The 22634-nt window shown below is 62.9% G+C and carries 24 protein-coding genes and 1 tRNA gene; 6 read left to right on the forward strand and 19 right to left on the reverse strand.

All coding sequences use genetic code 11. The features are described 5' to 3' along the window. Nucleotides 1–80: 80 nt before the first annotated feature. From GLL_RS15970 to GLL_RS16005, 8 genes are all read right to left on the reverse strand, one after another. Entirely contained in the window at nt 81–1175 is a 1095-nt protein-coding gene (locus GLL_RS15970) for a serine hydrolase domain-containing protein (protein ID WP_011143091.1), read from the reverse strand. Continuing rightward, nucleotides 1172–2242, reverse strand: coding sequence for a dipeptide epimerase (locus tag GLL_RS15975; protein ID WP_011143092.1), 1071 nt, complete (start codon nt 2240–2242; stop codon nt 1172–1174). The genes GLL_RS15970 and GLL_RS15975 overlap by 4 nt, the downstream gene beginning before the upstream one ends. Next, nucleotides 2239–3318, reverse strand: coding sequence for a DUF1611 domain-containing protein (locus tag GLL_RS15980; RefSeq protein ID WP_011143093.1), 1080 nt, complete (start codon nt 3316–3318; stop codon nt 2239–2241). The genes GLL_RS15975 and GLL_RS15980 overlap by 4 nt, the downstream gene beginning before the upstream one ends. Before the next feature lie 14 nt (nt 3319–3332). Beyond that, nucleotides 3333–4274 (reverse strand): ornithine carbamoyltransferase, encoded by a 942-nt coding sequence (gene argF, locus GLL_RS15985; protein WP_011143094.1) that lies wholly within the window; start codon nt 4272–4274, stop codon nt 3333–3335. Then, on the reverse strand, nt 4271–5608 hold the full coding sequence (locus tag GLL_RS15990; protein ID WP_011143095.1) for a S41 family peptidase: 1338 nt from the start codon (nt 5606–5608) through the stop codon (nt 4271–4273). The genes argF and GLL_RS15990 overlap by 4 nt, the downstream gene beginning before the upstream one ends. 197 nt (nt 5609–5805) lie before the next feature. Further along, on the reverse strand, nt 5806–6165 hold the full coding sequence (locus tag GLL_RS15995; RefSeq protein WP_164929190.1) for a hypothetical protein: 360 nt from the start codon (nt 6163–6165) through the stop codon (nt 5806–5808). A 124-nt stretch (nt 6166–6289) separates the two neighbouring features. Next, nucleotides 6290–6556, reverse strand: coding sequence for a hypothetical protein (locus GLL_RS16000; protein ID WP_164929191.1), 267 nt, complete (start codon nt 6554–6556; stop codon nt 6290–6292). A gap of 160 nt (nt 6557–6716) precedes the next feature. Next, nucleotides 6717–8786 (reverse strand): TonB-dependent receptor plug domain-containing protein, encoded by a 2070-nt coding sequence (locus GLL_RS16005; protein WP_164929192.1) that lies wholly within the window; start codon nt 8784–8786, stop codon nt 6717–6719. A 250-nt stretch (nt 8787–9036) separates the two neighbouring features. On the opposite strand from GLL_RS16005, the gene GLL_RS16010 reads away from it, so the two are divergent. From GLL_RS16010 to GLL_RS16020, 3 genes are read left to right on the forward strand one after another with little or no spacing between them, the layout of a single operon-like run. Next, nucleotides 9037–9780: an ABC transporter ATP-binding protein gene (locus tag GLL_RS16010; RefSeq protein ID WP_011143097.1), complete on the forward strand. Its 744-nt coding sequence runs from the start codon at nt 9037–9039 to the stop codon at nt 9778–9780. Beyond that, nucleotides 9777–11192 carry an ABC transporter permease gene (locus GLL_RS16015; protein WP_011143098.1) on the forward strand — a complete coding sequence of 472 codons (1416 nt, stop codon included), beginning with the start codon at nt 9777–9779 and terminating at the stop codon, nt 11190–11192. Before GLL_RS16010 ends, GLL_RS16015 begins: the two co-directional genes overlap by 4 nt. After that, nucleotides 11192–12637, forward strand: a complete 1446-nt coding sequence (locus tag GLL_RS16020) for an ABC transporter permease (protein WP_011143099.1) — start codon at nt 11192–11194, stop codon at nt 12635–12637. The genes GLL_RS16015 and GLL_RS16020 overlap by 1 nt, the downstream gene beginning before the upstream one ends. A gap of 65 nt (nt 12638–12702) precedes the next feature. On the opposite strand, the gene GLL_RS16025 is transcribed toward GLL_RS16020, so the two are convergent. Then, nucleotides 12703–13668, reverse strand: a complete 966-nt coding sequence (locus GLL_RS16025; protein ID WP_011143100.1) for an ABC transporter substrate-binding protein — start codon at nt 13666–13668, stop codon at nt 12703–12705. Nucleotides 13669–13741: 73 nt separating this feature from the next. On the opposite strand from GLL_RS16025, the gene GLL_RS16030 reads away from it, so the two are divergent. Further along, the gene (locus GLL_RS16030) at nt 13742–14056 is read left to right on the forward strand and encodes a hypothetical protein (RefSeq protein ID WP_164929193.1); all 315 of its coding nucleotides are present in this window, start codon (nt 13742–13744) and stop codon (nt 14054–14056) included. 51 nt (nt 14057–14107) lie between these two features. On the opposite strand, the gene GLL_RS16035 is transcribed toward GLL_RS16030, so the two are convergent. Further along, nucleotides 14108–14482, reverse strand: coding sequence for a rhodanese-like domain-containing protein (locus tag GLL_RS16035; protein WP_011143102.1), 375 nt, complete (start codon nt 14480–14482; stop codon nt 14108–14110). Nucleotides 14483–14757: 275 nt separating this feature from the next. On the opposite strand from GLL_RS16035, the gene GLL_RS16040 reads away from it, so the two are divergent. Then, a complete protein-coding gene (locus GLL_RS16040) occupies nt 14758–15231 on the forward strand; it encodes a hypothetical protein (protein WP_011143103.1) in 474 nt (157 codons plus the stop codon). Nucleotides 15232–15317: 86 nt separating this feature from the next. Here GLL_RS16040 and GLL_RS16045 read toward each other — a convergent pair whose 3' ends face one another. After that, nucleotides 15318–16034: a ferredoxin--NADP reductase gene (locus GLL_RS16045; protein ID WP_164929194.1), complete on the reverse strand. Its 717-nt coding sequence runs from the start codon at nt 16032–16034 to the stop codon at nt 15318–15320. A 72-nt stretch (nt 16035–16106) separates the two neighbouring features. Here GLL_RS16045 and GLL_RS16050 point away from each other — a divergent pair. After that, nucleotides 16107–16179: transfer RNA gene (locus tag GLL_RS16050), tRNA-Ala, on the forward strand. Nucleotides 16180–16200: 21 nt separating this feature from the next. Here GLL_RS16050 and GLL_RS16055 read toward each other — a convergent pair. The 8 genes from GLL_RS16055 to ruvB form a co-directional block, all read right to left on the reverse strand. Next, entirely contained in the window at nt 16201–17187 is a 987-nt protein-coding gene (locus GLL_RS16055) for a glycosyltransferase family 9 protein (RefSeq protein ID WP_011143105.1), read from the reverse strand. A gap of 49 nt (nt 17188–17236) precedes the next feature. Then, entirely contained in the window at nt 17237–17479 is a 243-nt protein-coding gene (locus tag GLL_RS16060; protein ID WP_011143106.1) for a 2TM domain-containing protein, read from the reverse strand. 3 nt (nt 17480–17482) lie between these two features. Then, nucleotides 17483–18424 carry a DnaJ C-terminal domain-containing protein gene (locus GLL_RS16065; protein ID WP_011143107.1) on the reverse strand — a complete coding sequence of 314 codons (942 nt, stop codon included), beginning with the start codon at nt 18422–18424 and terminating at the stop codon, nt 17483–17485. A 69-nt stretch (nt 18425–18493) separates the two neighbouring features. Then, nucleotides 18494–18649: a DUF2256 domain-containing protein gene (locus GLL_RS16070; RefSeq protein ID WP_164929195.1), complete on the reverse strand. Its 156-nt coding sequence runs from the start codon at nt 18647–18649 to the stop codon at nt 18494–18496. Then, the gene (locus GLL_RS16075) at nt 18642–19820 is read right to left on the reverse strand and encodes a pyridoxal phosphate-dependent aminotransferase (protein ID WP_011143109.1); all 1179 of its coding nucleotides are present in this window, start codon (nt 19818–19820) and stop codon (nt 18642–18644) included. Before GLL_RS16075 ends, GLL_RS16070 begins: the two co-directional genes overlap by 8 nt. Nucleotides 19821–19850: 30 nt before the next feature. Continuing rightward, a complete protein-coding gene (locus tag GLL_RS16080) occupies nt 19851–20072 on the reverse strand; it encodes a DUF4327 family protein (RefSeq protein WP_011143110.1) in 222 nt (73 codons plus the stop codon). 288 nt (nt 20073–20360) lie between these two features. After that, the gene (locus GLL_RS16085) at nt 20361–21137 is read right to left on the reverse strand and encodes a Uma2 family endonuclease (protein ID WP_164929196.1); all 777 of its coding nucleotides are present in this window, start codon (nt 21135–21137) and stop codon (nt 20361–20363) included. Nucleotides 21138–21361: 224 nt separating this feature from the next. After that, a complete protein-coding gene (ruvB, locus tag GLL_RS16090) occupies nt 21362–22492 on the reverse strand; it encodes a Holliday junction branch migration DNA helicase RuvB (RefSeq protein WP_011143112.1) in 1131 nt (376 codons plus the stop codon). Between the last annotated feature and the right edge of the window lie 142 nt (nt 22493–22634).

The raw sequence follows: 22634 nt of genomic DNA on the forward strand, positions 1-22634 counted from the left end.
TTCATAGACAAACAATCCGATGAATCTTGCGTGGCATTGCATCTATGCCCAACTTTACATGGGTCGCCGCGAAAAATCCGTCAACGGCCGGCGGAAGATTGAGGTTGTCCTAGAGTTGGAACGTACAATCCGGCGATCCCGTGGGCAATGGGCGACGGGTTGGCTTGCGCCAGATTGGTGAGGACGATGACGGTGAGTTTGTCGTCGACGTAGCGGGCGATGTGGGCGGTAAATCCCTGCCACTGCCCTGCGTGCTCGATGAGGCGGCGCCCGGCCACCGATCCGAGCGCCCATCCAAAGCCATAAGGGTACGTCTTGCCGTCGTTGAGCGTCACCGGCGTCCACATCCGCTCGAGGCTGGACTTTTTGAGTAGTTTTTCGGTGTAGAGGGCTGCGTCCCACTTGACCATGTCGAGCACCGTCAGATAGAGCGAGCCGTCGGCGGTCCGATTGAGCGACGGGGAAACATACGCTTGATTTTTGAGGGCGTCGTTCTCCAGGCGGTAGCCGGCGGCGCGGTTGGCAACGATGTCCGCCTCGGTGATCACCCGGGTGGCCTGCATGCCGAGGGGTTTGAAGACCCGTTCGTCGAGCAAATCCCCATAGAACTGTCCCGAGGCATTTTTGACAATGATCCCCAGTAGTACATAGCCGGTGTTGCTGTACTTCCACTTTTCACCCGGGGCAAAATCGAGGGGCATGGCGGCGGCCCGGGCGACCAGTTCTTCGTCGGTGTAGTCGCGGCGAAAATCGATGGCCGGTCCGTTCTCGCCCTCGTAATCTCTGATGCCCGAGGTGTGGGTGAGCAGATGACAAACGGTGATCCCCCGCCAGGCGGACGGCGCTCCCGCCAGATAACGGCCGATCTTGTCGTCGAGATTGATTTTGCCTTCTTCCACCAGCAGCATCACCGCGGTGGCCGTGAACTGCTTGCCCACCGAGCCCGACTGAAAGACACTCTCGGGAGCGACCGGGACGTTCAATTCGACGTTGGCCAGGCCGTACCCTTTGGCCTTGACGAGGCGGTCGTTCTGCACGATCGCCAGCGACAAACCAGGAATGCGCTGCTCGCGCATCTGGTTCTGGACATAATCGTCGATCGCATCGGCCCGGCCAGGAATGGTCATTGTGCAGAGCAGCAGCAATGTCAGCAGAACGGGCAGCCATTTTTTCATGACAATAATTGAACGCCCAGACCGGGCGCTTCGCGGGTGGATAGGTAACCGTCTTTGAGCACAAAACCGCCCGTCACCACGTCGCGGGCTAGATCCAGGCTGCCGTCGAGGTCGAGATAGCGGGTGGCGGGGCAGGCGAGGGCGGCGTGGAGCGCCGCGGTGATGCTGACGATGCTCTCGTCCATGCAGCCCCACATCAACTCGATCCCGGCGATTTCCGCCAGGCCCGCGATGGCTAGAGCCGGGCGGATGCCGCCGCACTTCATCAGTTTGATGTTGAAGATGCCGCAGGCTGGGGAGGGAGTCAGCAGCTTCAGCGCGTCCCGTTCATCCAGCAAGCTCTCGTCGGCGGCGATGCGGAGGCGGATGTCGGGGGGCAAGGCGCGCAGGGCGGCGATGTCCCCGGCGGGGATGGGCTGCTCCAGAAATTCGAGAAATAGATGCGCCGTGCGGCGCACGAACTGCTCCACCTCGGCGATGCTGTAGCCCTGGTTAGGATCGACGCGCAGGTGAACGGCGTCGCCCACCTGTTCACGCAGGCGGGCAAGCCGCTCGATGTCCCCTTCGAGATCGAGGCCGGTCTTCACTTTGAGGATACGAAAACCCCGCCCGAGATACTCCCTGGCCTCGGCGAGCGTCTCGTCGAGGGGTTTGATGCCGATGGTGATCGAGGTGGGCAGGCCGGTGTGGACGCGGCCCAGCATCGCCACCAGCGGCACCCCCAGGTGCTGGGCCAACAGGTCGTGCAGGGCGATATCGACCGCCGCCCGCGCGGCGGGCCTGCCTGCCATCCGCTCGCCCAGCCGCCGGCAGAGCTTCGGCAATTCTCGGATGTCCTCGCCCACCAGCCAGCCGATCGCTCCGCCCAATAGCGCTTCGCGGCAGGCTTGATCGCTCTCGCCGGTCACGTCCGCAGCCGCAGAAGCCGCCCCCAGACCGATCAGCCCCGATGCGGTCTGCAATTGCACGATCACGTTCTCGACGGTGCCGACGTGCCGCAGGGCGATGGTATAGGGCCGCACCAGAGCGAACGCCTCCACCCGGGCGGTGGCCTGGGCGATTTTCACCGGGCCGTCTCCGCACGGAGGAATGCCCGGATCGGTTCCACCAGGGCGCCTATACCTTCTTCGAGGGGGCGCACCACCGGCAAGGCCAGCTGCTCCACCAGTTGCTTCTGAGCGCGGATAAGTTCGTCGCCCGTCAGTGCTTCGCCGTTGAGTGTGACTGCCAGAACCCGGGCTCCCAACAGCTCGATGAGGGCGATCTCCTCAGCGATGGGCGGGATGCGGATGCCTTGCGCCTCGAAGCCGCTGAAACAGAGCCTTCCCGGCGCGTGCTGGAGGATAACGCCGCGCGCTCCGCCTGAGAGGATAAATTCGGACCCGCAGGGACCGGCGGGGTTGCGCAGGGCCGACTGGCCTTCGAGCAAGATGAGTTGCGGGGCAAAGCGCTCGGCGCAGCTCAAGATGGCGTGTTCGATTTCGCCGCTCACAAAATCGTTGACCACCGAATCGAGCACGAAACCGCAGGGAGCACCCTGCATCCAGCCGGTCTGGCCGGTGAAGATCAATTGGGTGCGGATCCCCGCTTTGGTGCAAGCGTCCAGCAAAAAGCGGCTGGTGGTGCGTTTTCCCAGGGCGCAGTCGGTGCCCAGCACGGCGATGCGGGGGGTCAAAAGCGCCTCGATTTTGCCGGTCCAGAAGTGGAATTGATCTTTAGGTTTGGGCTTGCGGATGTCGGTAATCGTGAGGCCCAGGCGCTTGGCAGTCCCAGCCAGGGTCGCGTCGTCAGAAGCGTACTCGTGCAGGCCGCTCACGATGTGCATCCCGGCTTCGAGCGCCTCGCGCAGCTGAGCGCGCAGGCTGAGGGTGAGCTTGCCGCCATTGGTGGCGATGCCGACCACGGCGTAATCGGGGCGTACCGGGAGCTGTGCAAGGGCCTGGGCGATCGTGGCGTAAATCGGAATATTGCGGTGGCGGTCGTCGAGCGCCTGCCCGGCATCCTGCCCGGCGGTCGGCTCGTCGATCACCGCCAGAATTTTGTACCGCTCGCCCTCGCGCACCAGGCCGTGGGCCGTCTTGCCGCTGCCGGTGGCATAGAGGCCGTCGCAAATGACAATCGCCGTGCCGTCCACATCACTCATCCGCTTGCCTGCAACTACCGGCCGCCCATCAGCGCTGCGAGTACCGCCTTCTGGGCGTGCAGCCGGTTTTCGGCCTCATCCCAGATGCGCGAGCGGGGGCCTTCCATGACTTCGTCGGTGATCTCCTCACCCCGGTGGGCAGGCAGGCAGTGCAGCACGATCGCCTCCGCTGCGGCGCAGTTCAGCAGCGCCGCGTTGATCTGGTATTGCTCGAATAATTGCAACCGGTGCTGGGTCTCGGCCTCCTGGCCCATACTCGTCCAGACGTCGGTATAGAGGATGTGCGCCCCCCGGGCCGCCTCGAACGGGTCGCGCAGGATCTGCACCTCGGCACCGGTGCGCCCAGCAATTTCACTGGCGCGCGCACTCACGGCCGGGTCAGGGGTAAAACCCTCGGGAGTGGCGACCGCGATCGACATGCCCACCTTGGCGCAACCCAACAGCAGCGAGTGGGCGACATTGTTGCCGTCGCCCACGTAGGCGAGCTTGAGCCCGGCAAGCCGCCCAAAATTCTCGCGGATAGTGAGCAGGTCCGCCACGACCTGGCAGGGGTGCTCGTGGTCGGTGAGGGCGTTGATGACCGGGATCCCCGCGTAGTGGGCGTACTCCTCCAGTTCCGTCTGGGCGAAGGTGCGAATGGCGAGACCGTCGACATAGCGGCCCAGGACGCGGGCGGTGTCGCGCACCGGTTCGCCCCGGCCCACCTGGGTGTTGCTGGGACTGAGGTCGATCACCTGGCCACCCAACTGGTACATCGCGACCGTAAACGAGACGCGGGTGCGGGTGGAGGCTTTGAGAAACACCAACCCCAGCACTTTGCCGTGCAGGTTCGCCACCCGCTCGCCGCGCTTGAGCTGGTGGGCGAGGGTCAGAAGCGCGTGCAATTGCGCTTCGTCGAGGTCGTCGAGACTCAGCAGATCCGGCCTGAAGCGCGTCGCACCCAGACTCGCGCTCATGGCGTCGCCACCGGCGTCTGGTTCTCGGCGGCCACCGGCTGGCGCTCGGCAGGGAAAGGTTTGCCGGCCGCCGCCACCACCTGCTCGACGGGCATCCCGGCGATTTGCTGGCCGAGCACATCGACGGCGCGGGCGTACTGCGGGTCGGCGAGGGTGGCCACCTGGTCGGCCTTGAGGTTCTTGGCCATCTCTTTGGTGAGCTCGACTTTGATGTCCGGGTCGATGCCTTTTTTGTTGATGTCCCGGCCGGAGGGTGTCTGGTAGTGGGCGATGGTCACCGCCACCCCCGAACCGTCCGAGAGCGAATGCACCGACTGCACCAACCCCTTGCCGTAGGTGCGCGTGCCCACCAGCACCGCCCGGTGATGGTCCTGCAGCGCGCCGCCCAAAATTTCACTGGCCGAGGCGGAAGCACCGTCCACCAGTACCACCAAGGGTTTGCTGGTCATGGCGGGGCGGCTCACGGTGATGCTCTCGCGCTGGCCGTCGCGATCCACCGTCGAGACGATCGTGCCCTCGGAGAGCCACAGCCGGGCGATGTCGGCGCTGGCGTAGAGAAGCCCGCCGGGGTTGCTGCGCAGATCGAGGATGAAGCCGTCGGCCTGCTCGCGGGTGAGTTTCGCCACGGCGTTGCCCATATCCTTGGCGGCGTAGGCGTTGAACTGCGACAGACGAATATAACCGACGCGCCGGTCGCCCTCGGTGCGCAGCGAATATTTGACGGGTTTGAGTTCGATGCGGGTGCGCACCAGCGACAGGGTGAGCGGTTTGCCTTCGCGGCGAAATTTGAGCGCGACGCTGGTGCCCGCCTGGCCGCGAATAAAATTGACCGCCTGATCGATATCCATGCCCTTGGTGGAACGGCCGTCGATCGAAAGGAGCACGTCTTTGGGTTTGACCCCGGCAGTAAACGCAGGCGTGTCCTCGATGGGTGAGACTACTGTCAGTTCGTGGGTCTTCTCATCGAGGCCCAGCTGGATACCCACCCCCTGGTAGTCGCCGCTGGTCTCGACTTTCATGCTCTCGTACTGCTTGGGGTCCATAAAGCGCGTGTACGGATCGCCCAGGCCCTTAAGCATCTCGCGCGTGCTCTTGTAAGCGTCCTCGCGGCTTTTATAGTCTTTGGCCAGGTACTTGCGGCGGGTCTCCTGCCAGTTCTGGTTGTTAAAGGTGGGATCGACGTACTCGCGGTTGACCACCTGCCAGACTTCGTCGATGATCTCCTTCGGCGCGTCTTTAAAGTTGGCCCAACTGGGCATATTAAACGCGCTCAACAAACTCAGAACGGTCGCGCAGGCAAGGCCGACCGGCAGCAAAAACTTAGGCGTCTTCATAGGTAGCTATTCTCGGCGGCAACGGCGGTGGAGGCGGTGCTTCAATTGGGTAGGGACACTTTAGCACGCACTACCGCCTGCACTGAACTGGACGCCCGCCAAATATTGGCGTCTTCGTCCGGCCTTGTCCTCTACCTTTGGCAGGGTTTTAGGGAGGTGCCAACCGCTGTTTCACTCGGCAGCAGCCTTGAACCAGCCTAACCAGCCGCCTGTGGCAGCCGTTGCCCAGCAAGGTCATGGTGCCAGTTGCGGTTGAGTTGTGGATCCGGTGACCAGGAACCGAGGGAGACAGGCAAGTCAATCTCCTCGCCCGTCGCCACTTGCCCCACAATCTGAGCGATTGCCCTTGAGATGTTCGGTCCTGTCAGGAAGGTTCGCTCGAAGACGTGTTCGCCGTGGATGAGCTGCAGATCGTGTCCGCCCACAGGCACTGTCTTGACGGTGAAGCGGAATTGGAAAATATCCATGCCAATCTTAAGGAAGAGAAGGAATGCTCCCGGCGTATCTGTGGGCCGGATGTCAAGCAGCTGTACGTTCAGCAATGGCACGGTTTTCACCTCTGGAAAAGGGCTCCCCGACTCCAACATTCTAGGAAGTCTTGCCAGGTCATGGCATAGGTGGTTCCGGGTGGCCAGGGGTCACGGATTGCCAAGCGCTCCTCTGTCAGTCCGTCAATAACTACTAGTCAATAACTACTAAATGACTGATGCGTTGGCCTGGTTGCCACAGCAATGCGGCCCAGGAGCCAGCGGCACTCAGCGTTTGTAATAGTTGCTGGTCAGTAGCACCGGGTAGGCGGACGACACCACCGACGAACCACTTCCCCAACGAAGGGAGAACGAGCTGGTTGACAGCCATTGCCAGATCAACCAAAGCAACCGGTACACCGCAAACGGTGGCGATGGCGGCCTGGTCAATGTTCAAAAAGCCACGATCGCGCAAGAGCATCGTGGCACAAGCTGGTCCACAGTGCAGGGCGTCTGCCTGGCAAACAACAGACGGATTGGGCCGCTCGTTCTGGCGCGGCCAATCTCCCCCGGCCCCACCGATGGGCAATTCTGTATCCACCCGCTCCGGCTCCACGCCTCGTGCTTTTCAAGCATTACACCTAAAAGCTGGTCTGCAGTCCGACGCGGTAGGTCAGACCGGGCGAGTAGAACGTGTTGACCCGCTCGTACTGCACATCCGCCAGGTTGGCCAGGTAGACCGTCAGCGCCAAAGCCCGGTTGATCGGGATGGCGGCGCGCAGGTCGATCGTGGCGAAGGGGGTGGTGTAGGAGGTGAGCGCATTGGTGCGCGCCGCACCGCTGTTGTAGTTGACGAACACGTTCACCTGCAGGCCCTGGTTGTCGTAGCCCACGCCCACCTGCCCCACCGACTCGGGCAAAAAACGCAACAGGCCCAGGGAGCGGCCCTCCTCGATTTTGATCTTGGTGTAGGTGTAGCTCAGATAGCTCGACCACTGCGGATCGATCTGCCATTTGATCCCCGCCTCGACGCCGTTGGTGCCGACCGCGCCGATGTTGGTGCGCTGGGTGAGGGTCGGGTCGGCCGGCAGCGGTCCGTTGCCGATGCGATCCTGGATAAGGCTGCCGAAGTAGGTGACCTCGCCCCGGAGATTGTCGGCGAAGCGCAGGTCAAAACCGGCGTTGTAGACCGAGCCGCGCTCCGGCTTCAAGTCGGGATTGGGCAAAAATCCTTCCGCCGCGTCGGGCAAGAACAAAAAGTCCGGTCCGGGGTTGCGCTGCACCGAAGCGTAGCTGGCGCGCAGGGCTACCTCCGGGATAATCTGCCAGCGCAACCCGGCGCTCGGGTTGAGGTAGCTGCCGAACTTGCTGTCAAAGGTCTGGCGCAGGCCCAGATCCAGCTGCAACCCTTCCACGATCTGCCAGGTATCGAGGGCGAAGATGCCGGTGTTGGTGATCGCCGTGTCGGTGGTGCCGCCCAGCCCAAAAAAGATCGGGTCGGGGCTGGTGTTGTTCTGGGTGCTGAGCAGCGTGTTGTGCCTGGTGTCCACCCCCCAGCGCAGCGTGTTGCCCGGGCTGGTGCGCCAGGTGTGGTCGATGCGGGCCTGGTAGAACTTGGAGGCCAGTTGCACGGCCTTGAAGTAGTCGGTCTGGACCGGGCCGTAGGTGCTGAAAAAATCGTCAACGTAGCCCAGGGTGGTGACCAGCACCGAGTCGTTGCCCTCCCCAAGCAGTGTCCGCCAGGTGAGGCCGACATTGAGACCGTCGCGATCGAGCCGGTCTTTGGAGTTGCCGATAATCAGGCCCTTGCGGCTCAGGTTCTTGAATAAATCAAACGTCAGGTTGTTGCGCCGATCAAAGGTATAGGTGGCACTGCCCTGGTAGCTCGCGGTGTACATGTCGGCGTTCATCAGCCGCCCATCCTCTCCCCGGTTGGTGGAACCCACCGGCACCGGAAAGTTGTTGGTGGCCCCGTAGCTCTGATAGCCGAAGTTGTATTTGAGCCGTTCGCTGGTACCGCCGTAGGAGGTGCGGTAGATCGATTCGCCGTAGGAGCCGTACTCGGCGCTGCCGGAAAACGTCGGGACTGCCGGTCCCTCCTCGGTGATGATGTTGATGACGCCGCCGATCACATCCGAACCGTAGAGGGTTGTGCCGGCACCGGGACCGAGCAGCTCGATGCGCTTGATCCCTTCCACCGGGATGCTGTTGTAGTCGGTGGCGCCGTGGTTGGAGTTGAGGCCGGTTTTGATCTGGCGGCCGTTGATGAGCAGCGCCGACTGGTTGACCGTCGCCCCCCGGTAGTACGAGCCGTTGTGAAAATCCGCACCGCGCCCGGCGTCGTTAATGGCAAAACCCGGTACCCCCCGCAGCGCGTCCGCCAGATTCACCGCCGCCTTCTTTTGAATGTCCTCTCTGGTGATCGTGAACACCGGCGTCGATCGCCTGGGGGCGAGCCTTCCCTCCACCAGGGTTTCATCCAGAGTGGTTGCCCCGTCCGGATCGGCGGCGTCCGGTTGGGGAGTCGAAGGCACCTGGGCGATTGGCCCTACAGTCGGAGCAGCAAGCAGATCGCGGGCTGCCTGGGAAGGTTTGGCAAGGCTGTCGCGGGTAGGAATGATCTGGGCGGACGCAAGCCCGCCGACAAGCTGAAAGCCCGCCAGCACAAACAATGCATATGTACCAATCTTTGTTCGAATGCGTACCGACATAGAAATTAAAACTTTTCTAATGTGCCCACGGAGATTGTGCCCCTTCCCCCTACTTTGGGGATATACCCCCCCGGGGGACAGACTTTTTGCGCGCAGAGGCTTAGTCTTGTTGGGCCTGTGGCTTTTGCACAGCAGGACGTTTCTGAAAAGCTGGCCGCACCCGCCAAAACTATCCGGTTCTTTGACAACGATTCTCGTTCTTGAGTAGATTGCAAGCAAATCACAGCAACCGTTGTCCAGGGGAGCCTCCATGCTCGAAGCCGTCGACTTGACCAAGAACTACGGCACGGCCGTCCCGTCCCTCGATGGACTCAATCTGCGCATCGAGGCGGGCGAAGTCTTCTGTCTGCTCGGACCCAATGGTGCCGGCAAGACGACGACCATCAGTCTGTTTTTGGGCTTCATTGCGCCGAGCGCCGGCACGGCTCGAATCAAAAGTCTCGATGTGCAGCGCCACCCGCTGGAGACCAAGCGCTTTGTGGCCTACATTCCCGAGCAGGTGATGCTCTACCGCAACCTGAGCGGTCTGGAAAATCTCGAATATTTCAGTGCTCTGGCAGGTCAGGATCGCTATACGCGCCCGGAGCTGCTGGCTTTTTTCGAGCAAGTCGGGTTACCGGCGGAGTCGGCCGGGCGGCGGGTAGGCACCTACTCAAAGGGCATGCGCCAAAAAGTCGGTATCGCCATCGCCATCGCCAAAAAGGCTGAAGCGCTCCTGTTGGACGAGCCGACCTCGGGTCTCGATCCAAAGGCGAGCAACGAGTTTTCGGAGTTGCTGGGGCGACTGAGCCGGCAGGGGGTGGCGGTGCTGATGGCCACCCACGACCTGTTTCGGGCCAAAGAAGCGGGGACGCGCGTCGGAATTATGAATGCCGGTCGGCTGGTGACGACCGCCCGTACCGAAGATCTCAGCTACGAGCAACTGGAGCGGCTGTATCTGGAGAGCATGGTGGGCGCCTCGGCAGGTGGCGGGGTGCGGGAGGTGCGGCGGTGATCTGGCGCATTGCCCGCAAAGAGTACCTGGAGATGGTGCGCGACGGACGCTTCCGGGCCGGGGCGACCGTTGTATTGGGGCTGCTCGTGGTCTCGCTGCTAATGGGTTGGAAGCACTACAGCGACGTGAGCGCCCAGCACGCAGCCGCCCAGCGGGCCACCCGAACGCAGTGGCTCGCCCAGGAGCCTAAAAATCCCCACTCCGCCGCCCACTACGGGGTCTACGCCTTCAAGCCCAAATTGCCGCTGTCGTTTGTCGATCAGGGTGTGGACGACTATGTGGGAGTGGCAGTGTGGCTCGAAGCGCACAAACAAAACGATTTTCGCTACCGCCCTGCCCAGGATGCGACGGCGGTACAGCGCTTCGGCGAGTTGACCGCCGCCACGGTGTTGCAACTGCTGCTGCCGCTGGTGATTATTCTGCTCGGGTTCGGGGCGTTTGCCGGTGAGCGCGAGCAGGGAACGTTGCGGCAACTGTTGAGCCTCGGGGTTCCCGCCCCGACGCTCGCCCTGGGCAAAGCCCTCGGCATGCTCGTGGCCCTCGGCCTGTTGCTGGTGCCCGCCACGATCCTGGGGGTCGGTGCCCTGGCCCTGGCCGCTGGGCCGGGGGGGCTCGCGGCCAGCCTGCCCCGCTTGGCGCTGTTGAGTGCCGCCTATCTGGGGTACTACTTGCTGTTTGTGGGGGTCTGCCTCGCGGTCTCCGCCTGGGCCAAATCGGCCAGGCTGGCGCTGGTGGCGCTTTTGGGCTTCTGGATCGTGCAGGGTCTGGTCGCTCCGCGCCTGGTCACCGACCTGGCCCGCGGGCTGTACCCGGTCCCTTCCGCCCTGACCTTCACCGAGACGGTCGCCACCGATATGGCGGGCGGCATCGACGGCCACAACAGCCAGGATGCCCGCCGCGCCGCCCTCGAAAAGCGCGTGCTCCAGCAGTACGCTGCCAGCCGGGTTGAAGATTTGCCCGTCAATTTTGCGGGTATCGCCCTGCAGGAGGGCGAAGAGTACGGCTACCGGGTCTACGACCGCCGCTTCGGTGAACTGTGGCGGCGCTTCGAAGAGCAGAACGCCGTGCACCAACTGGGCGGGTTCGTAGCGCCGCTACTGGCGGTGCGCTCGCTCTCGATGGGATTGTCCGGCACCGACTTTGCCCAGCACCGCCACTTTGCCACCGCCGCCGAGCAGTATCGCCGAGGGCTCATCAAGACGATGAACGAAGCGATGACCCGCAACAAAGACGACGGCTACCGGGCTACGGCTGCAGACTACCGCTCGGTTTCCGACTTTCAGTACACCACCCCGCCCCTGGGCTGGGTGCTGGCCCAACAGAGCTTGAGCCTTTTGGGCCTGGGATTCTGGATCGTCCTGGCCGCCGCCGCGGCTGTTTTTGCTGCCGCCCGCCTGCGGGTGACCGGCTGATGCTCGCTTCCATCCTCAAGCACGAATGGCGCAACCTGATGGCCGAGCGGGTCATCTGGGCAGTGGGGGGGCTATTTGCCCTACTGGTGGCCTACGGCCTCATCAACGGCACCGGCTGGGTGCAATTTCAGCGGCAGACCCTGGCACAAGCCCAGCAGGAAGAAATCACCCGCCTGGACACGCTGCAATCGGCCATCGCCGACATCGAATCGGGCAAGGTTCGATTTACGGGCGACGCCTTCGCCGATCCGCGCCAGCCGCGCACCGTCGGCAACAACAAAGGCACCCGCTACGCGACTTTGACGCCGGGACCGCTCGCCCCCCTCGCCGTCGGCCAGAGCGATCTCTACCCTTACTATTTCAAAGTCAGCACCCTCAACAAACAGACATTCATCCAGAACAACGAACTGGAGAATCCTACCAATCTGCTGGCGGGCCGCTTTGATCTGGCCTTTGTGATTGTCTATCTCTTGCCGCTGTTCATCCTGGCGCTGGGCTACAACCTGCTTTCCGGCGAGCGCGACGAGGGTACCCTGGCGATGCTGCTCTCCCAGCCGGTGGGCCTGCCGATGCTCGTGCTGGGCAAGGTGCTGGTGCGCGGCGGGATTGTGATTGCCCTCGCGGCGGTTCTATCGCTGGCGGGGGCCGTCCTGGGCGGCGCGGATCCAGCCGAGCCCGGCGTCCGGCTGCGTCTGGGGCTGTGGGTGCTCGTGGTCATCCTGTACGGCATGTTCTGGTTCGCCCTGGCCGTCGCCGTCAACGCTGCGGGGGGCCGCACCCCCACCAACGCCGTCGTCCTGGTGGGGCTGTGGCTGCTGTTGGTCGTGATCGTCCCGGCGGTGGTCAATGTGGCGGTGAGCACTGCAAGCCCGGTACCTTCGCGCGTCGAACTCATCCAGGCCGTCCGCGAGGCCACCAATGCCGCCAACGCCCAGGGCAGCCGCCTGCTGGCGCGCTACTACGAAGATCACCCCGAACTGGCCCCCAAGGATAGCCGGGTCGATCCGGGCAGTTTTGCCCTGCGCAGTACTGCCGTGCGCGAAACGGTCGACAAGGCGATTGCTCCGGTTCTGGAGCGCTACGACCGGCAGTTGCTTGCCCAGCAGGCCCTGGTGGAGCGCTACCGCTATCTTTCACCCGCCATCGTCGCCCAGGAAGTCTTCAACGACTTGGCCGGCACCGGCCTTGGCCGCTACCGCCACTTCCAAGCGCAAGTCGATCGCTACCACCGCACCTGGCAGGGGTACTTCGTGCCGCGCATCTTCCGGCAGCAGACCGTCACTGCCGCCGAGATCGGCCGCCTGCCGAAGTTTCGCTTCGAGGAAGAATTGACGGGCGATGTCGCAGGCCGCGTGCTGCCGGGACTGGTCGGGCTGGCCGCACCGCTGCTGGTCCTAGTGGGCCTTACCCTGCCGGGCTTGCGCCGCTACCCGGTTGCGGCTTGATGGCGCCTGGAGACAGCGGCCGGTCGGCAATCCCGCTGGACGACCATTTAACACTGACCCCTGCTCTAGGGTTTGAGCGCCCTGACGAACTTGTCCTCAAAGAGCACGGCGGTGTCCGGTTTGGTTTTGGCAAGGCCCGATTTGACCAAAAAGTCGGCGATGATCTTCGACTGGTAGCGCAGGTTGATCGGGTCTTTGGTCTCGGGAGCGAAAGTGACGAGGTTCTGCTCCAGGTTGAAGATGCGCGTGCCGCTGTCGTAGGACTTGTACTCTGCCACGCTCGTACCCGCCTGCTTGGCCATGATCTGAAGCGACTCTTCGGGGTTCTTCTTGATGTAGTCGAGGGTGTCAAACCAGGTCTTGACGATTTTCTCGATCTCGCCCGGACGGGCTTTGACCACCTCCTCGCGCAGCACCAGATGATCGGAGATGGCGCCAGGAAATTCCTTGGAGCTGAAGAGTACTTTTCCCTTGCCGGTGCTCAGGGCCTTGGTGGTAAAGGGGGCAAATACCCCTACCCCGTCGAGGCGACCGGCGGCGAAGGCAGCGGCGGCGGCACCGGTTTCGATGGGCGTAAATTGAATGTCCTTTTGGGTGAGTCCTTCTTTTTGCAGACCTAACAGCAACAGATAGTGGTCCACCGTGCCCAGTTCGGCGCCGAGCTTTTTGCCCTTGAGATCTTTGATGGAGGCGATTTCTTTTTTGACGATGATCTGATCGTTGCCCGCGGAGTTGTCGTTGGTGAGGACGACTTTGAGTTTGGCCCCGGCGGCGGCGGGGGCGATCGTGTCGTTGAGCGTCTGGCAGTTGGCGTCCAGCTTGCCCGCTACCAGGGCGGTAATCGAGTCGGCGTACCCCTCGAACCAGACCATCTGCACCTCGACGCCGTTTTTCTTAAACAGGCCCTTTGCTTCGGCCACCTTCCAGGGGAACCAGCCTGGCCAGGCGCTGTAGCCGATTTTGAGCGGGGCGGCAAAGGCCGGGGTGGCCAAGCCCATCCAGAGCAAAGCGGCGACGACAATCCTGCGCATTTAGGCATCCTCCTTGGCGGGGCGGGGCGTGTGGCGCCATTGACCCACCCCGGCGGCAGGGAGTCCGTATTCGTTGCTACTGTACTTGCCGGAGGACTTTGCCATTAGTGATGAAACGCTCACAATATTCGCCATGCCGATCCACGCCGACCTGACGCGCCACTTCGAAGAAACGTTTTTGCCTTCGCTGCCGGAGCCGCACCGCGACGCCGCCCGCATCCTGCACGCCCAAATGCGCAAGCTCGACGCGCTGCGGGAGCGTTCGACCGGTTGGTTCACAGCCGGGCAGGAGACCGCTCGCGCCGAGTGCGCCAAAGAACTGGTGGATGTGGCCACGGAGATCCGCGAAGCTTACAAGATTGTCTTGAAGCTCGCCCAGCCGCAATGATGTTCAGCCCAAGATTCCATGGGCCTACGCCCCAGAACCAGGCAGCCGCCGTCACAAAGCGCGAATTGTCGGGTAACCGGCTGTTTTCCAGGCCGCCAGGCCGCCTTTGAGGTCGTAGGCCGTGTAGCCCTGTTTGGCCAACCGGTAAGCAGCCACCAGGCTTCGCCCGCCCAGCCAACTCACGCACACCACCGGCACACCCTTGTTGGGATTGTTGATTTCGAAGTTGCGCGCATCGAAGGGTACCGCGCCCGCAATCGTCATCAGCCGCCGCTCGGAGGCACTGCGACAATCGACGATGCGCACGCGGTTGCCGGCTTCAAGCACTGCCTGGGGATCGAGGCGGACCACCCGGTTGGGTCCGACAGGCGGCAGACCCGGGGGGATCTGCCTCGGAGTCTGGGAAGTTCGCTTGTTTTTTGCCATGTCTACATCTTGCCTGCAGTTGCCTCACCGGGATCATCCGGACTCTGCCGCAATGAAGAGGACAGCCGCCGAAGCCAGAGTCTATCGTGAAAATAGCAATATATTGTATGGATATTCTTAAGTCCGCTTACCCCTGTTTGATGGGCAGTTGATTTGCGATAATAAAAGAAGAGAGGTGCGGTAATTTATTGCGTTTCAGCGCCCCTCGATGTTGTCTTCTCGTCGTAAAAAACGCCGTAGGTTCGCACCTATTTTTTCTGGACAGGTATTTTCAAATGGCAAAAGAAGAAATCCTGGAATCGCCAACGGAACCGACAAGCGAAGCGAGGGACAGATCGCAGAAACTTCCCGCGCGCACCAAAAAAGCCCGGATCCTGGAATGGTTCGACTCCGGCCTGCGCGATCCTGTCGAGATCGCCGCCCACACCGAGGCCCGTCCCTCCTACGTGGCCCAGGTGCTCGCCCAGGCGGGATTGCTGGAGGGTTACTTCGACCTGTACACCACGACCGCCAAGGACCAGAACGCCTACTCGCCCTACTTCCGGGGTGTGCTGTCTTTTAAAGATCTCGAAGCGGCCCGCGCTTCGGTGGCCAAGATCGATGCGCTCTACCGGCACTTCGAAGCGATCGGTGACCGCGCCGGGCAGCACCAGGCGATGGTGATTGCCCTGACCGGCCAGAATCGGGCGCGCTGGATCGGCAAGCAGCGCGAGGCTGCGATCTTCCACGCCTGGCTCTGTACCCACTAATCCTGTCCGCAGACCACGGCGATTTGGGCGCAGACAGCCCCGGCACTCAACGCACCCGGCCGGCAAGTGCGTCGCGGTGCTCGAGTTCAGTAAGAGCAGAATCGCTCCGTGCGCAGGTGGGCCGGGTCGAAGCCCTGCTCCAGAAGTGCCCGTTTAATTTCGTCCACCCGGTCTTCGACGGCGCAAATATCGACCTGGAGCGCCTCGGGGCGTTTGATAAAGGCGGCCACGGCCTCCTCGGCGCTGCCCGGCTCGAATTCTTCGCCGGCCCCGGTGCGTACCGTCGGAATATAGCGAAACTTGAGATTGTGGGCAGCCAGATCCTTCCAGAGCGCATGGTAGGCAATCTCCCCCGGGTCGTTGCCGCCATAAAAAAGCCAGACGTTGGGCGGGTTTTCCTGCGCAAACAGCCACTCGATATGGGATTTGATGGGTGCGATCCCCGAGCCCTCGGCGACGTAGACCACATCGCGCTCGGGCACCGATTCGAGGGTCATCATGCCGTAGGGACCGCGCAACTCGATCGTATCGCCGGGTTTGAGCCGACACATAAAATTGGAGGCCCAGCCCACCCGGGAGATGCACAGTTCAATCTCCGGCACCAGCGCGGGACTGGAGGCAATCGAATAAATCTTGGTGAAGATGCGGCCCTCGCGCTCGAAGCGCGGCCAGACCGCCTGACCGGGCAAGAACCGAAAGGACGTTTCTCCTTCGAGCGCCAGATAAATCGACCAGATGGTCGGGGTCATCTGCAGGGTGCAGAGCACGTTGGCCCGGTAGTCGGCGGGTGCAATGGTGATCATCGGGCAGAAGCGGGTGGGAGTTGGACGTTGACGGCCCATTGGCGTCTGTGTAAATATGGAAAATGCACGTCTGGGGCTATAGCTCAGCTGGTAGAGCGCCGCAATGGCATTGCGGAGGTCAGCGGTTCGAGCCCGCTTAGCTCCATTGTCCACTCCCAATTGGCTTTCAGGCGACCGGCGTTTTGGCCAAGAGCTTGATGGCCGCGGCGGCAACCGTCTCGACCGGGATGCGCTCGACTTTGTCGCGCTCGGGTGAAACGAGGGCGACGTACTTAGGCTCCTCCGGCAGCAGCTTGGTGGGCAGGGTAGGGCCAAACAGAGCGACCAGGGGAGTGCCGGTGGCCACCGCCAGGTGCATCGGTGCCGAGTCGACGCACAACAGCAGGCGCGAGCGCTCGATGAGGGCGGTGAGCTTCCCCACGTCCGGGGGCTGGACAAAGCGGGCCTGATCCGCCAGTTCCCCCTTGATGGCCGTCACCAGTTCGCTGTCCTCCGGCCCCTGGACGACGAAAAACGGCAGGTCCGCTTCTTTGACGAGCAGTTTCTGCACCACCTGCGCCCATTGGGCGGCGGGGTAGAGCTTGCGGATGCCCTTCAGTTCGGCGAGCTTGCTGGCCCCCGGGTGCAGCAACAGGGGCTTGCGCCCGCCCAGCGAGGCAAGGGCCTGGGTGGCCCAGCGCTCGTCCTCGGAGTAGACCGCAGCCTGGGGCGGGGTGAAGGCGCGCTGGATGCCAAAACCCTGCAGCAGGTCGTGGTACATCTGCGCTGCGTACTGATCGCGGTTCAGCGGCACCGAGTCGGTCAAAAACCGTTCGGTGATCCAGGCGCTGTAGCCTACCCGCTTCGGGATGCCGGTCATCCACAACAGCAGAGCGACGAGGCTGGAGCTGCCCACCGAGAGCACGGCGTCGTAGCGCCGGTCGCGCAGGATGCCAATCAGATTCATCCAGTCCGCCAGACTCGGGTCGCCCTTAAAGTCGAAGGTCAGCGTTTCGTTGACACTCGGGCATACCCGGTAGGCGCCCTGCGAACGGGGTTCGACGACAACCTCGATGCGCGACTGGGCGAAGCGCTCGCGCAGTCCCCGCAGGGTGGGAAAAAAGAGCACCTGGTCCCCGATGCCGCCGGGATTGAGAGCAAGGATGCGGGTCATGGGTGTTGCGAAGCCTCGTTAACCAAGACCCATTCTAAGGCGGCAATCTTCAAGTCTCGCTGTAGCGGGCAATTCCGAAGACGTAGATGCCGTGGGCCACCAGGGCGAGCGCCCAAAATCCCAGGAGCCACCCCTGCCAGGGCCACTCGGCACTGTAAAAGCGCGCGAAAAACGCCACCCCCGAGTTGACGGCGGCAAAGATGCCCACGTGCAGGGCAAAGTTGATCTTGTCGCGCAGGGCGCGGTAGACGGGCGAGCGGGGATCCGGGGGCGAGGAGAGCTTGGGAGGCATGGCTTACTGGCTGTCGAAGCGGGCGCGGGGACGAAAGGACTCGGTGCGGGAGAGCTTCTCGTACAGGTCGCGCTCCTCCGAGGACAGTGCCGTCGGCACCTCGATGCGGATTTTGACCAACTGGTCGCCCCGGCCGCCCCCCCGGCGCGGCAGACCGCGGCCCGCGAGGCGCAGTGTGCGGCCGGTGGAGGTGCCGGCCGGGATCGTCACCCGCACGCGGCCGGTGAGGGTCGGCACTTCGACTTTGGTGCCGAGGGCCGCCTCGGCGGGGGTCAGGGGCACTTCACAGAGCAAATCGTCGCCATCGACCGCAAAAAACGGGTGGGTCTTGAGCTTGACGACCAGAAACAAATCGCCCCGGCCGCTGCCCTCGCCCGCCACCCGCACCTTGGTGCCTTCGTGGACCCCGGCGGGGATGTTGACCTCGACCACTTTGCCCGTGGCGGTGCGCACGCGCTTTTTGGTGCCGTTCAGCGCTTCTTCGAGCGTCAGTTCGAGGGACATCTCGACGTCTTCGCTGCGGCCCGGGCGCTGGGTGGTGCGCACGTTCGCCCGAGCCGCGCGCTCGCCGCCGCTCCCGCGCAGATTGCCCATCAGCGAGTCGATAAATTCGTCGAAGCTGCCGAAGCGGCTAAAGTCAAAGTCGAATCCCTCGAAGCCCCCCACGCCTGCCCCGGCCGGGGCGGCACCACCCGCCGGGGTGCCGCCGGAGCGGCCCGCCTGTTGCCAGTAGCGACCGTATTGATCGTAGCGGCTGCGCTTGCTCGGGTCGGAGAGCACCTCGTAGGCTTCGGAGATCGTCTTGAATTTTTCTTCCGCCTGCTTGTCGCCCGGATTGAGGTCGGGATGGAACTGCCGAGCCAGTTTGCGGTAGGTGCTTTTGATCTGCTGCTCATCGGCAGACTTAGGAACACCCAGTATCTCGTAGTAGTCCCGATATTCCATAGCGTTTCGATGTAATCGAGCGGATCTATTCCATCATAGGCGGTGGCTGCCCACCCCCGAAGCGCCGCCCTAGTGCGCTCGGCCGCGGCGACAGCGTTCGGAGCAGTACTTCACCTCGTCCCAACAGTCGGCCCACTTGCGCCGCCATTCAAAAGGCAAACCGCAGACCGCACAGATCTTGCTGGGCAGGTTGGACTTGGTATAGCGCACCCGCCGCTCAGCCATGGCCGCTCCAGCGATCGAGCCGTTCGACGGCGGCGGCCAGGGTCTCGTCGCTCTTGGCATAGCAAAAGCGCAAATTGCAGTTGGGATGACCCGGCGGCAAAAAACAATCCCCGGGCACCGCCGCGATCCCCGCTTCGACGGCGAGGCGTCCGGCCGCCGCCAGGGCGTTTTTGGCCCCGAGCACCCCGGCATCGGTCCAGACATAATAAGCCCCAGCCGGTCGTACCGGCTCAAACCCGCTGCGGTACAGCGCCGTCACCAACCGGTCGCGCTTGGCCTGGTAGAGGCGGCGCAAATCGGCGTAGTAGTCGGCAGGCGCTTCGAGGGCAGCGACTGCGGCATGCTGCATCGGTGCCGGAGCGCAGATGGTCAAAAAGTCGTGCAGCCTGCGGATGGCGGCGGTCAGGGGTTCTGAGGCGATCACATAACCCAGTCGCCAGCCGGTCACACAAAAAGTCTTCGACAGCCCGCTGACTGTCACCGTGCGCTCGGCCATCCCCGCGAGCGAGGCCAGCGAGATATGCTCCGCCCCGTCGTAGAGGATGTACTCGTAAATCTCGTCGGTGATCGCGTAGGCGTCATGGCGCTCGCAGTAGCGGGCCACCAGTTCCAGTTCCTGACGCGACCAGACTTTGCCGGTCGGATTGGCGGGGTTGTTGACAATCACTGCCCGGGGCGCGGTACCGGCAAAGGCCCGTTCGAGCACCGCCTCATCGACACGCCAGTCCGGGGCACTGAGCGGCACGTAGCGGGGCTTTGCCTCGACTGTGGCCAGATTCGGCCGGTAGTTCTCGTAAAAAGGCGAGAAGACCACGACTTCGTCGCCCGGGTCGAGCAATGCCATCAGCGCCAGATTGATCCCCTCGGTCGCTCCGCAACAGACCGTCACCTGCGTGGCCGGATCGACTGCCAGAGCGTTGTCCCTGGTGCACTTGGCGGCGATGGCCTCGCGCAACTGCGCCAGTCCCCATGGGTCACAGTACTGGTTGCGGTCGGCGGCGATCGCCCGCTGGGCCGCCTCCTTCAAAAAGGCGGGAGCCGCAAAATCCGGCAATCCCTGGGCCAAATTCAGCGCCCCGAGTTCGTCGCAGTAGCGCGAGGCGTCGCGAATCAGCGAGGGAACAACCGCGAGGGCGCGCTCCGACAGACGATGCTTGACAGGTGGAACCACGAATAATGCCCAATCTCGACTGTAGGCATTCTAGTCGTTGGCCCATTCCTCGCGGCCCAGCAACTCGGCCAGGGGATCGCAAAGCCGTACATCGAGCAATTCCAGCTCCTCGCACATCGCCTGCCATTCGGCGGGCGCATAAAAAGCGCCGAGCGCCGAGACCGGCTGGGAACGCAGCACCTTGCCAGCCTCGAGCCGGTGGCGCACTTCGCCGCGGATGTAGTCAATAGAGAATCGGACAGCCTGTGCCATATACCTCGAACCCGTCGAACCTGTTAAAACGGTCTTCTGTGCTGTAGTGAATTATACATTCTATTCAGTGGCAGCGGACCACCCCCCTGCGGTTCCCCGTCGGCCCACAGCGCTTGCAAGCCTTGTCATGCCACTATTGCAGCGTCGGGAGAACATTTTTCCGGCCTGGCGCGGGGGGTGATCTATCGGGGGAATGCCATGGCCTGGAGGAGGGGGCACCGATGAACGCGGGCAAAAAATGTAAGTTTTGTATGCGCCAGGATACGCTGCCGACTCGAAACGAGTCCTTTAGGCAGCCGGTCCGCGGTCCGGCTGCAGACCGAGCGAGCGCAATTGCACCTTCAGCCGCTCCATCTCCTCGCGCAACTGCTCGGCCTCTTGCTCGGCCTGCTCGGCTCGATGCCGCTGCTCCTCCTCGGGAGTCGCGATCCATTGGCCCCGCTCGTCAAACCAGCGCAACCAAGGCCGTTCGAGCTTGAGCCAGAAGCCCCGCCACAGACCAATCCCAATCCCCAACTCCTCAAACCAGAAGCGGGGCTCAGCGAGCGTCACCTCCTGATAACGGATGCCAAGCAGTTGAAATAGCCGCATTCGACCGACATCCCCGTCAAAGACGATGTAGTAGGGCACCCGCAGGATGCGCTCGTAGACCTGCCACTTGGTCGGCGGTTCGTCCGCCCCGCAGCTCGACCGGCCAAGATCCTCCGCTTCTGTACTTGGTGAAAGAAACTCAATGACAACCGTTGGGGCTATCCCTTCTTGCCATAACACGTAGCTGCGCCGCAGTTCCCGCTCTTCGTAAAGGCTGGGCACACCGATCACCGCAAACCAGTCCGGGCGTTTGTACCAGAGCAGGTGGCGCAGGTCGTAGTAGAAATTCAGATCGCCGGCGGTGAAAATTTCTTCCTGTGGGCAGGCCGTCGGCCGAAAGGTCGCCGAGAGCAGTTGCGGTTGGAGAATATGAAATTCGTCAGGCAAGCCTGGCTCCTCCAGCGCTTCGCTCGGTAGGTCGTACATGGTGGGTAAGTGGTCTTTTGGCGAGGGTGGCGGTGCCGATTGAGTCATTAGGCTGGCTCCCCTTGTTTGTCTTTGCAATGATTCGAACATGATGGATGCGAAGGTCGATTTTGAGGTAAAGTAGCGCTCATCGAACACTTCTGGGCACCATTGACGAAGATCATGCTCGAACTGTTCGCCTGTGACCTCGGCGAAGTACTTCTCAATAATGGCTTTGGCCTCGCTGGGATCGATCATCGCCGGGATCTTCAGGGTCTTTCTATTTTGACCGGTCAGTTGCGCCCGTGCGCGGAGTCAATGCTGTCCAGCAGACTGACCTGCTCGAAGCGCTGGGGCGGCGCATAGCCCAAGTGGCGGTAGGCGGCGGGGGAGGCCATCCGGCCGCGGGCGGTGCGCAGCAGGTAGCCGATTTGCATCAGATAGGGCTCGTAGACCTCTTCGATGGTCTGGGTGTCTTCGCCGGTGGCGGCGGCAAGGGACTCGACGCCCACCGGGCCGCCGTTGTAGTGCTCGATGAGGGTGGCAAGCAGGCGGCGATCGGTCCAGTCGAGCCCGCGCGGGTCCACTTCGAATAATTCCAGCGCCGCACAGGCGACCGGCTCGGTGATCCGCCCGTCCCCTTCGACCTGGGCGTAGTCGCGCACGCGCTTGAGCAGCCGGTTGGCGATGCGCGGGGTGCCCCGGGCGCGGCGGGCGATCTCAGCTGCTCCAGGCTCATCGATCGAAATGTTCAGTAAGGCAGCGTTGCGGACAATGATCCCCGCGAGTTCTTCGACATCGTAAAAGCGCAAACGCTGAATCAGGCCGAAGCGGTCGCGCAGCGGCGAACTGAGGGCACCGACGCGGGTGGTGGCCCCGATGAGCGTGAAGCGCGGCAGCGGCACGCTGGTAATCCGGGCGTTTTGTCCCTTGCCGATCGTGATGTCGAGGCGATAGTCCTCCATGGCCGGGTAGAGAATCTCCTCGGTGAGCCGGGGCAGGCGGTGAATTTCGTCGATGAACAAAATATCGCCGCGCCGGAGTTTGACGAGCAGACCCGCGATGTCGCGGGGACGCTCGAGGGCAGGGGCGGTGGTGAGGTGAATCTGCACGTTCATCTCGCGCGCCAGAATCAGCGAAATGCTCGTCTTGCCCAGTCCCGGCGGTCCATAAAACAGCAGGTGATCGAGCGATTCGCCCCGACTTTTGGCGGCGGCCACGGCGATGCCCAGGACGGCTTTGAGATCTTTTTGACCGGCGTAGTCGACAAGGTTCTTGGGCCTGAGGCTCTCCTCGTGCTGGTCCTCGTGGGCGCGCTCGGACTGCACCGCCGTGCGGGAGCGTTGGGCGGGTTCGGCGGGGGCGGTGCGCGATTTGGCCGGTTCGCCCTCAGCTCCGGAAGGACGGGAGGAGATGATCGCCATGGTCAACCTGCCGCGAGTGGTGAACGCTTGTCCCGATCGCAATTACGATAACACATCCCGGCGCCCACGGCGCACAGGGCTCCTGTGGGTCGCCGCCAACGTAAAGTACGATGACAGGTGACAGCTTCCGCAACAGGCGCAA

Origin of the sequence: Gloeobacter violaceus PCC 7421 (genome assembly GCF_000011385.1) — a bacterium.
Taxonomy (GTDB): domain Bacteria; phylum Cyanobacteriota; class Cyanobacteriia; order Gloeobacterales; family Gloeobacteraceae; genus Gloeobacter; species Gloeobacter violaceus.

Coding starts and splice junctions, on each gene's coding strand:
- GLL_RS15970 (WP_011143091.1), bottom strand. CDS start 1,175: ATGAAAAAATGGCTGCCCGTTCTGCTGACATTGCTGCTGCTCTGCACA.
- GLL_RS15980 (WP_011143093.1), bottom strand. CDS start 3,318: ATGAGTGATGTGGACGGCACGGCGATTGTCATTTGCGACGGCCTCTAT.
- argF (WP_011143094.1), bottom strand. CDS start 4,274: ATGAGCGCGAGTCTGGGTGCGACGCGCTTCAGGCCGGATCTGCTGAGT.
- GLL_RS15990 (WP_011143095.1), bottom strand. CDS start 5,608: ATGAAGACGCCTAAGTTTTTGCTGCCGGTCGGCCTTGCCTGCGCGACC.
- GLL_RS16000 (WP_164929191.1), bottom strand. CDS start 6,556: ATGCTCTTGCGCGATCGTGGCTTTTTGAACATTGACCAGGCCGCCATC.
- GLL_RS16005 (WP_164929192.1), bottom strand. CDS start 8,786: ATGTCGGTACGCATTCGAACAAAGATTGGTACATATGCATTGTTTGTG.
- GLL_RS16010 (WP_011143097.1), top strand. CDS start 9,037: ATGCTCGAAGCCGTCGACTTGACCAAGAACTACGGCACGGCCGTCCCG.
- GLL_RS16020 (WP_011143099.1), top strand. CDS start 11,192: ATGCTCGCTTCCATCCTCAAGCACGAATGGCGCAACCTGATGGCCGAG.
- GLL_RS16025 (WP_011143100.1), bottom strand. CDS start 13,668: ATGCGCAGGATTGTCGTCGCCGCTTTGCTCTGGATGGGCTTGGCCACC.
- GLL_RS16035 (WP_011143102.1), bottom strand. CDS start 14,482: ATGGCAAAAAACAAGCGAACTTCCCAGACTCCGAGGCAGATCCCCCCG.
- GLL_RS16040 (WP_011143103.1), top strand. CDS start 14,758: ATGGCAAAAGAAGAAATCCTGGAATCGCCAACGGAACCGACAAGCGAA.
- GLL_RS16045 (WP_164929194.1), bottom strand. CDS start 16,034: ATGATCACCATTGCACCCGCCGACTACCGGGCCAACGTGCTCTGCACC.
- GLL_RS16055 (WP_011143105.1), bottom strand. CDS start 17,187: ATGACCCGCATCCTTGCTCTCAATCCCGGCGGCATCGGGGACCAGGTG.
- GLL_RS16060 (WP_011143106.1), bottom strand. CDS start 17,479: ATGCCTCCCAAGCTCTCCTCGCCCCCGGATCCCCGCTCGCCCGTCTAC.
- GLL_RS16065 (WP_011143107.1), bottom strand. CDS start 18,424: ATGGAATATCGGGACTACTACGAGATACTGGGTGTTCCTAAGTCTGCC.
- GLL_RS16070 (WP_164929195.1), bottom strand. CDS start 18,649: ATGGCTGAGCGGCGGGTGCGCTATACCAAGTCCAACCTGCCCAGCAAG.
- GLL_RS16080 (WP_011143110.1), bottom strand. CDS start 20,072: ATGGCACAGGCTGTCCGATTCTCTATTGACTACATCCGCGGCGAAGTG.
- GLL_RS16085 (WP_164929196.1), bottom strand. CDS start 21,137: ATGACTCAATCGGCACCGCCACCCTCGCCAAAAGACCACTTACCCACC.
- ruvB (WP_011143112.1), bottom strand. CDS start 22,492: ATGGCGATCATCTCCTCCCGTCCTTCCGGAGCTGAGGGCGAACCGGCC.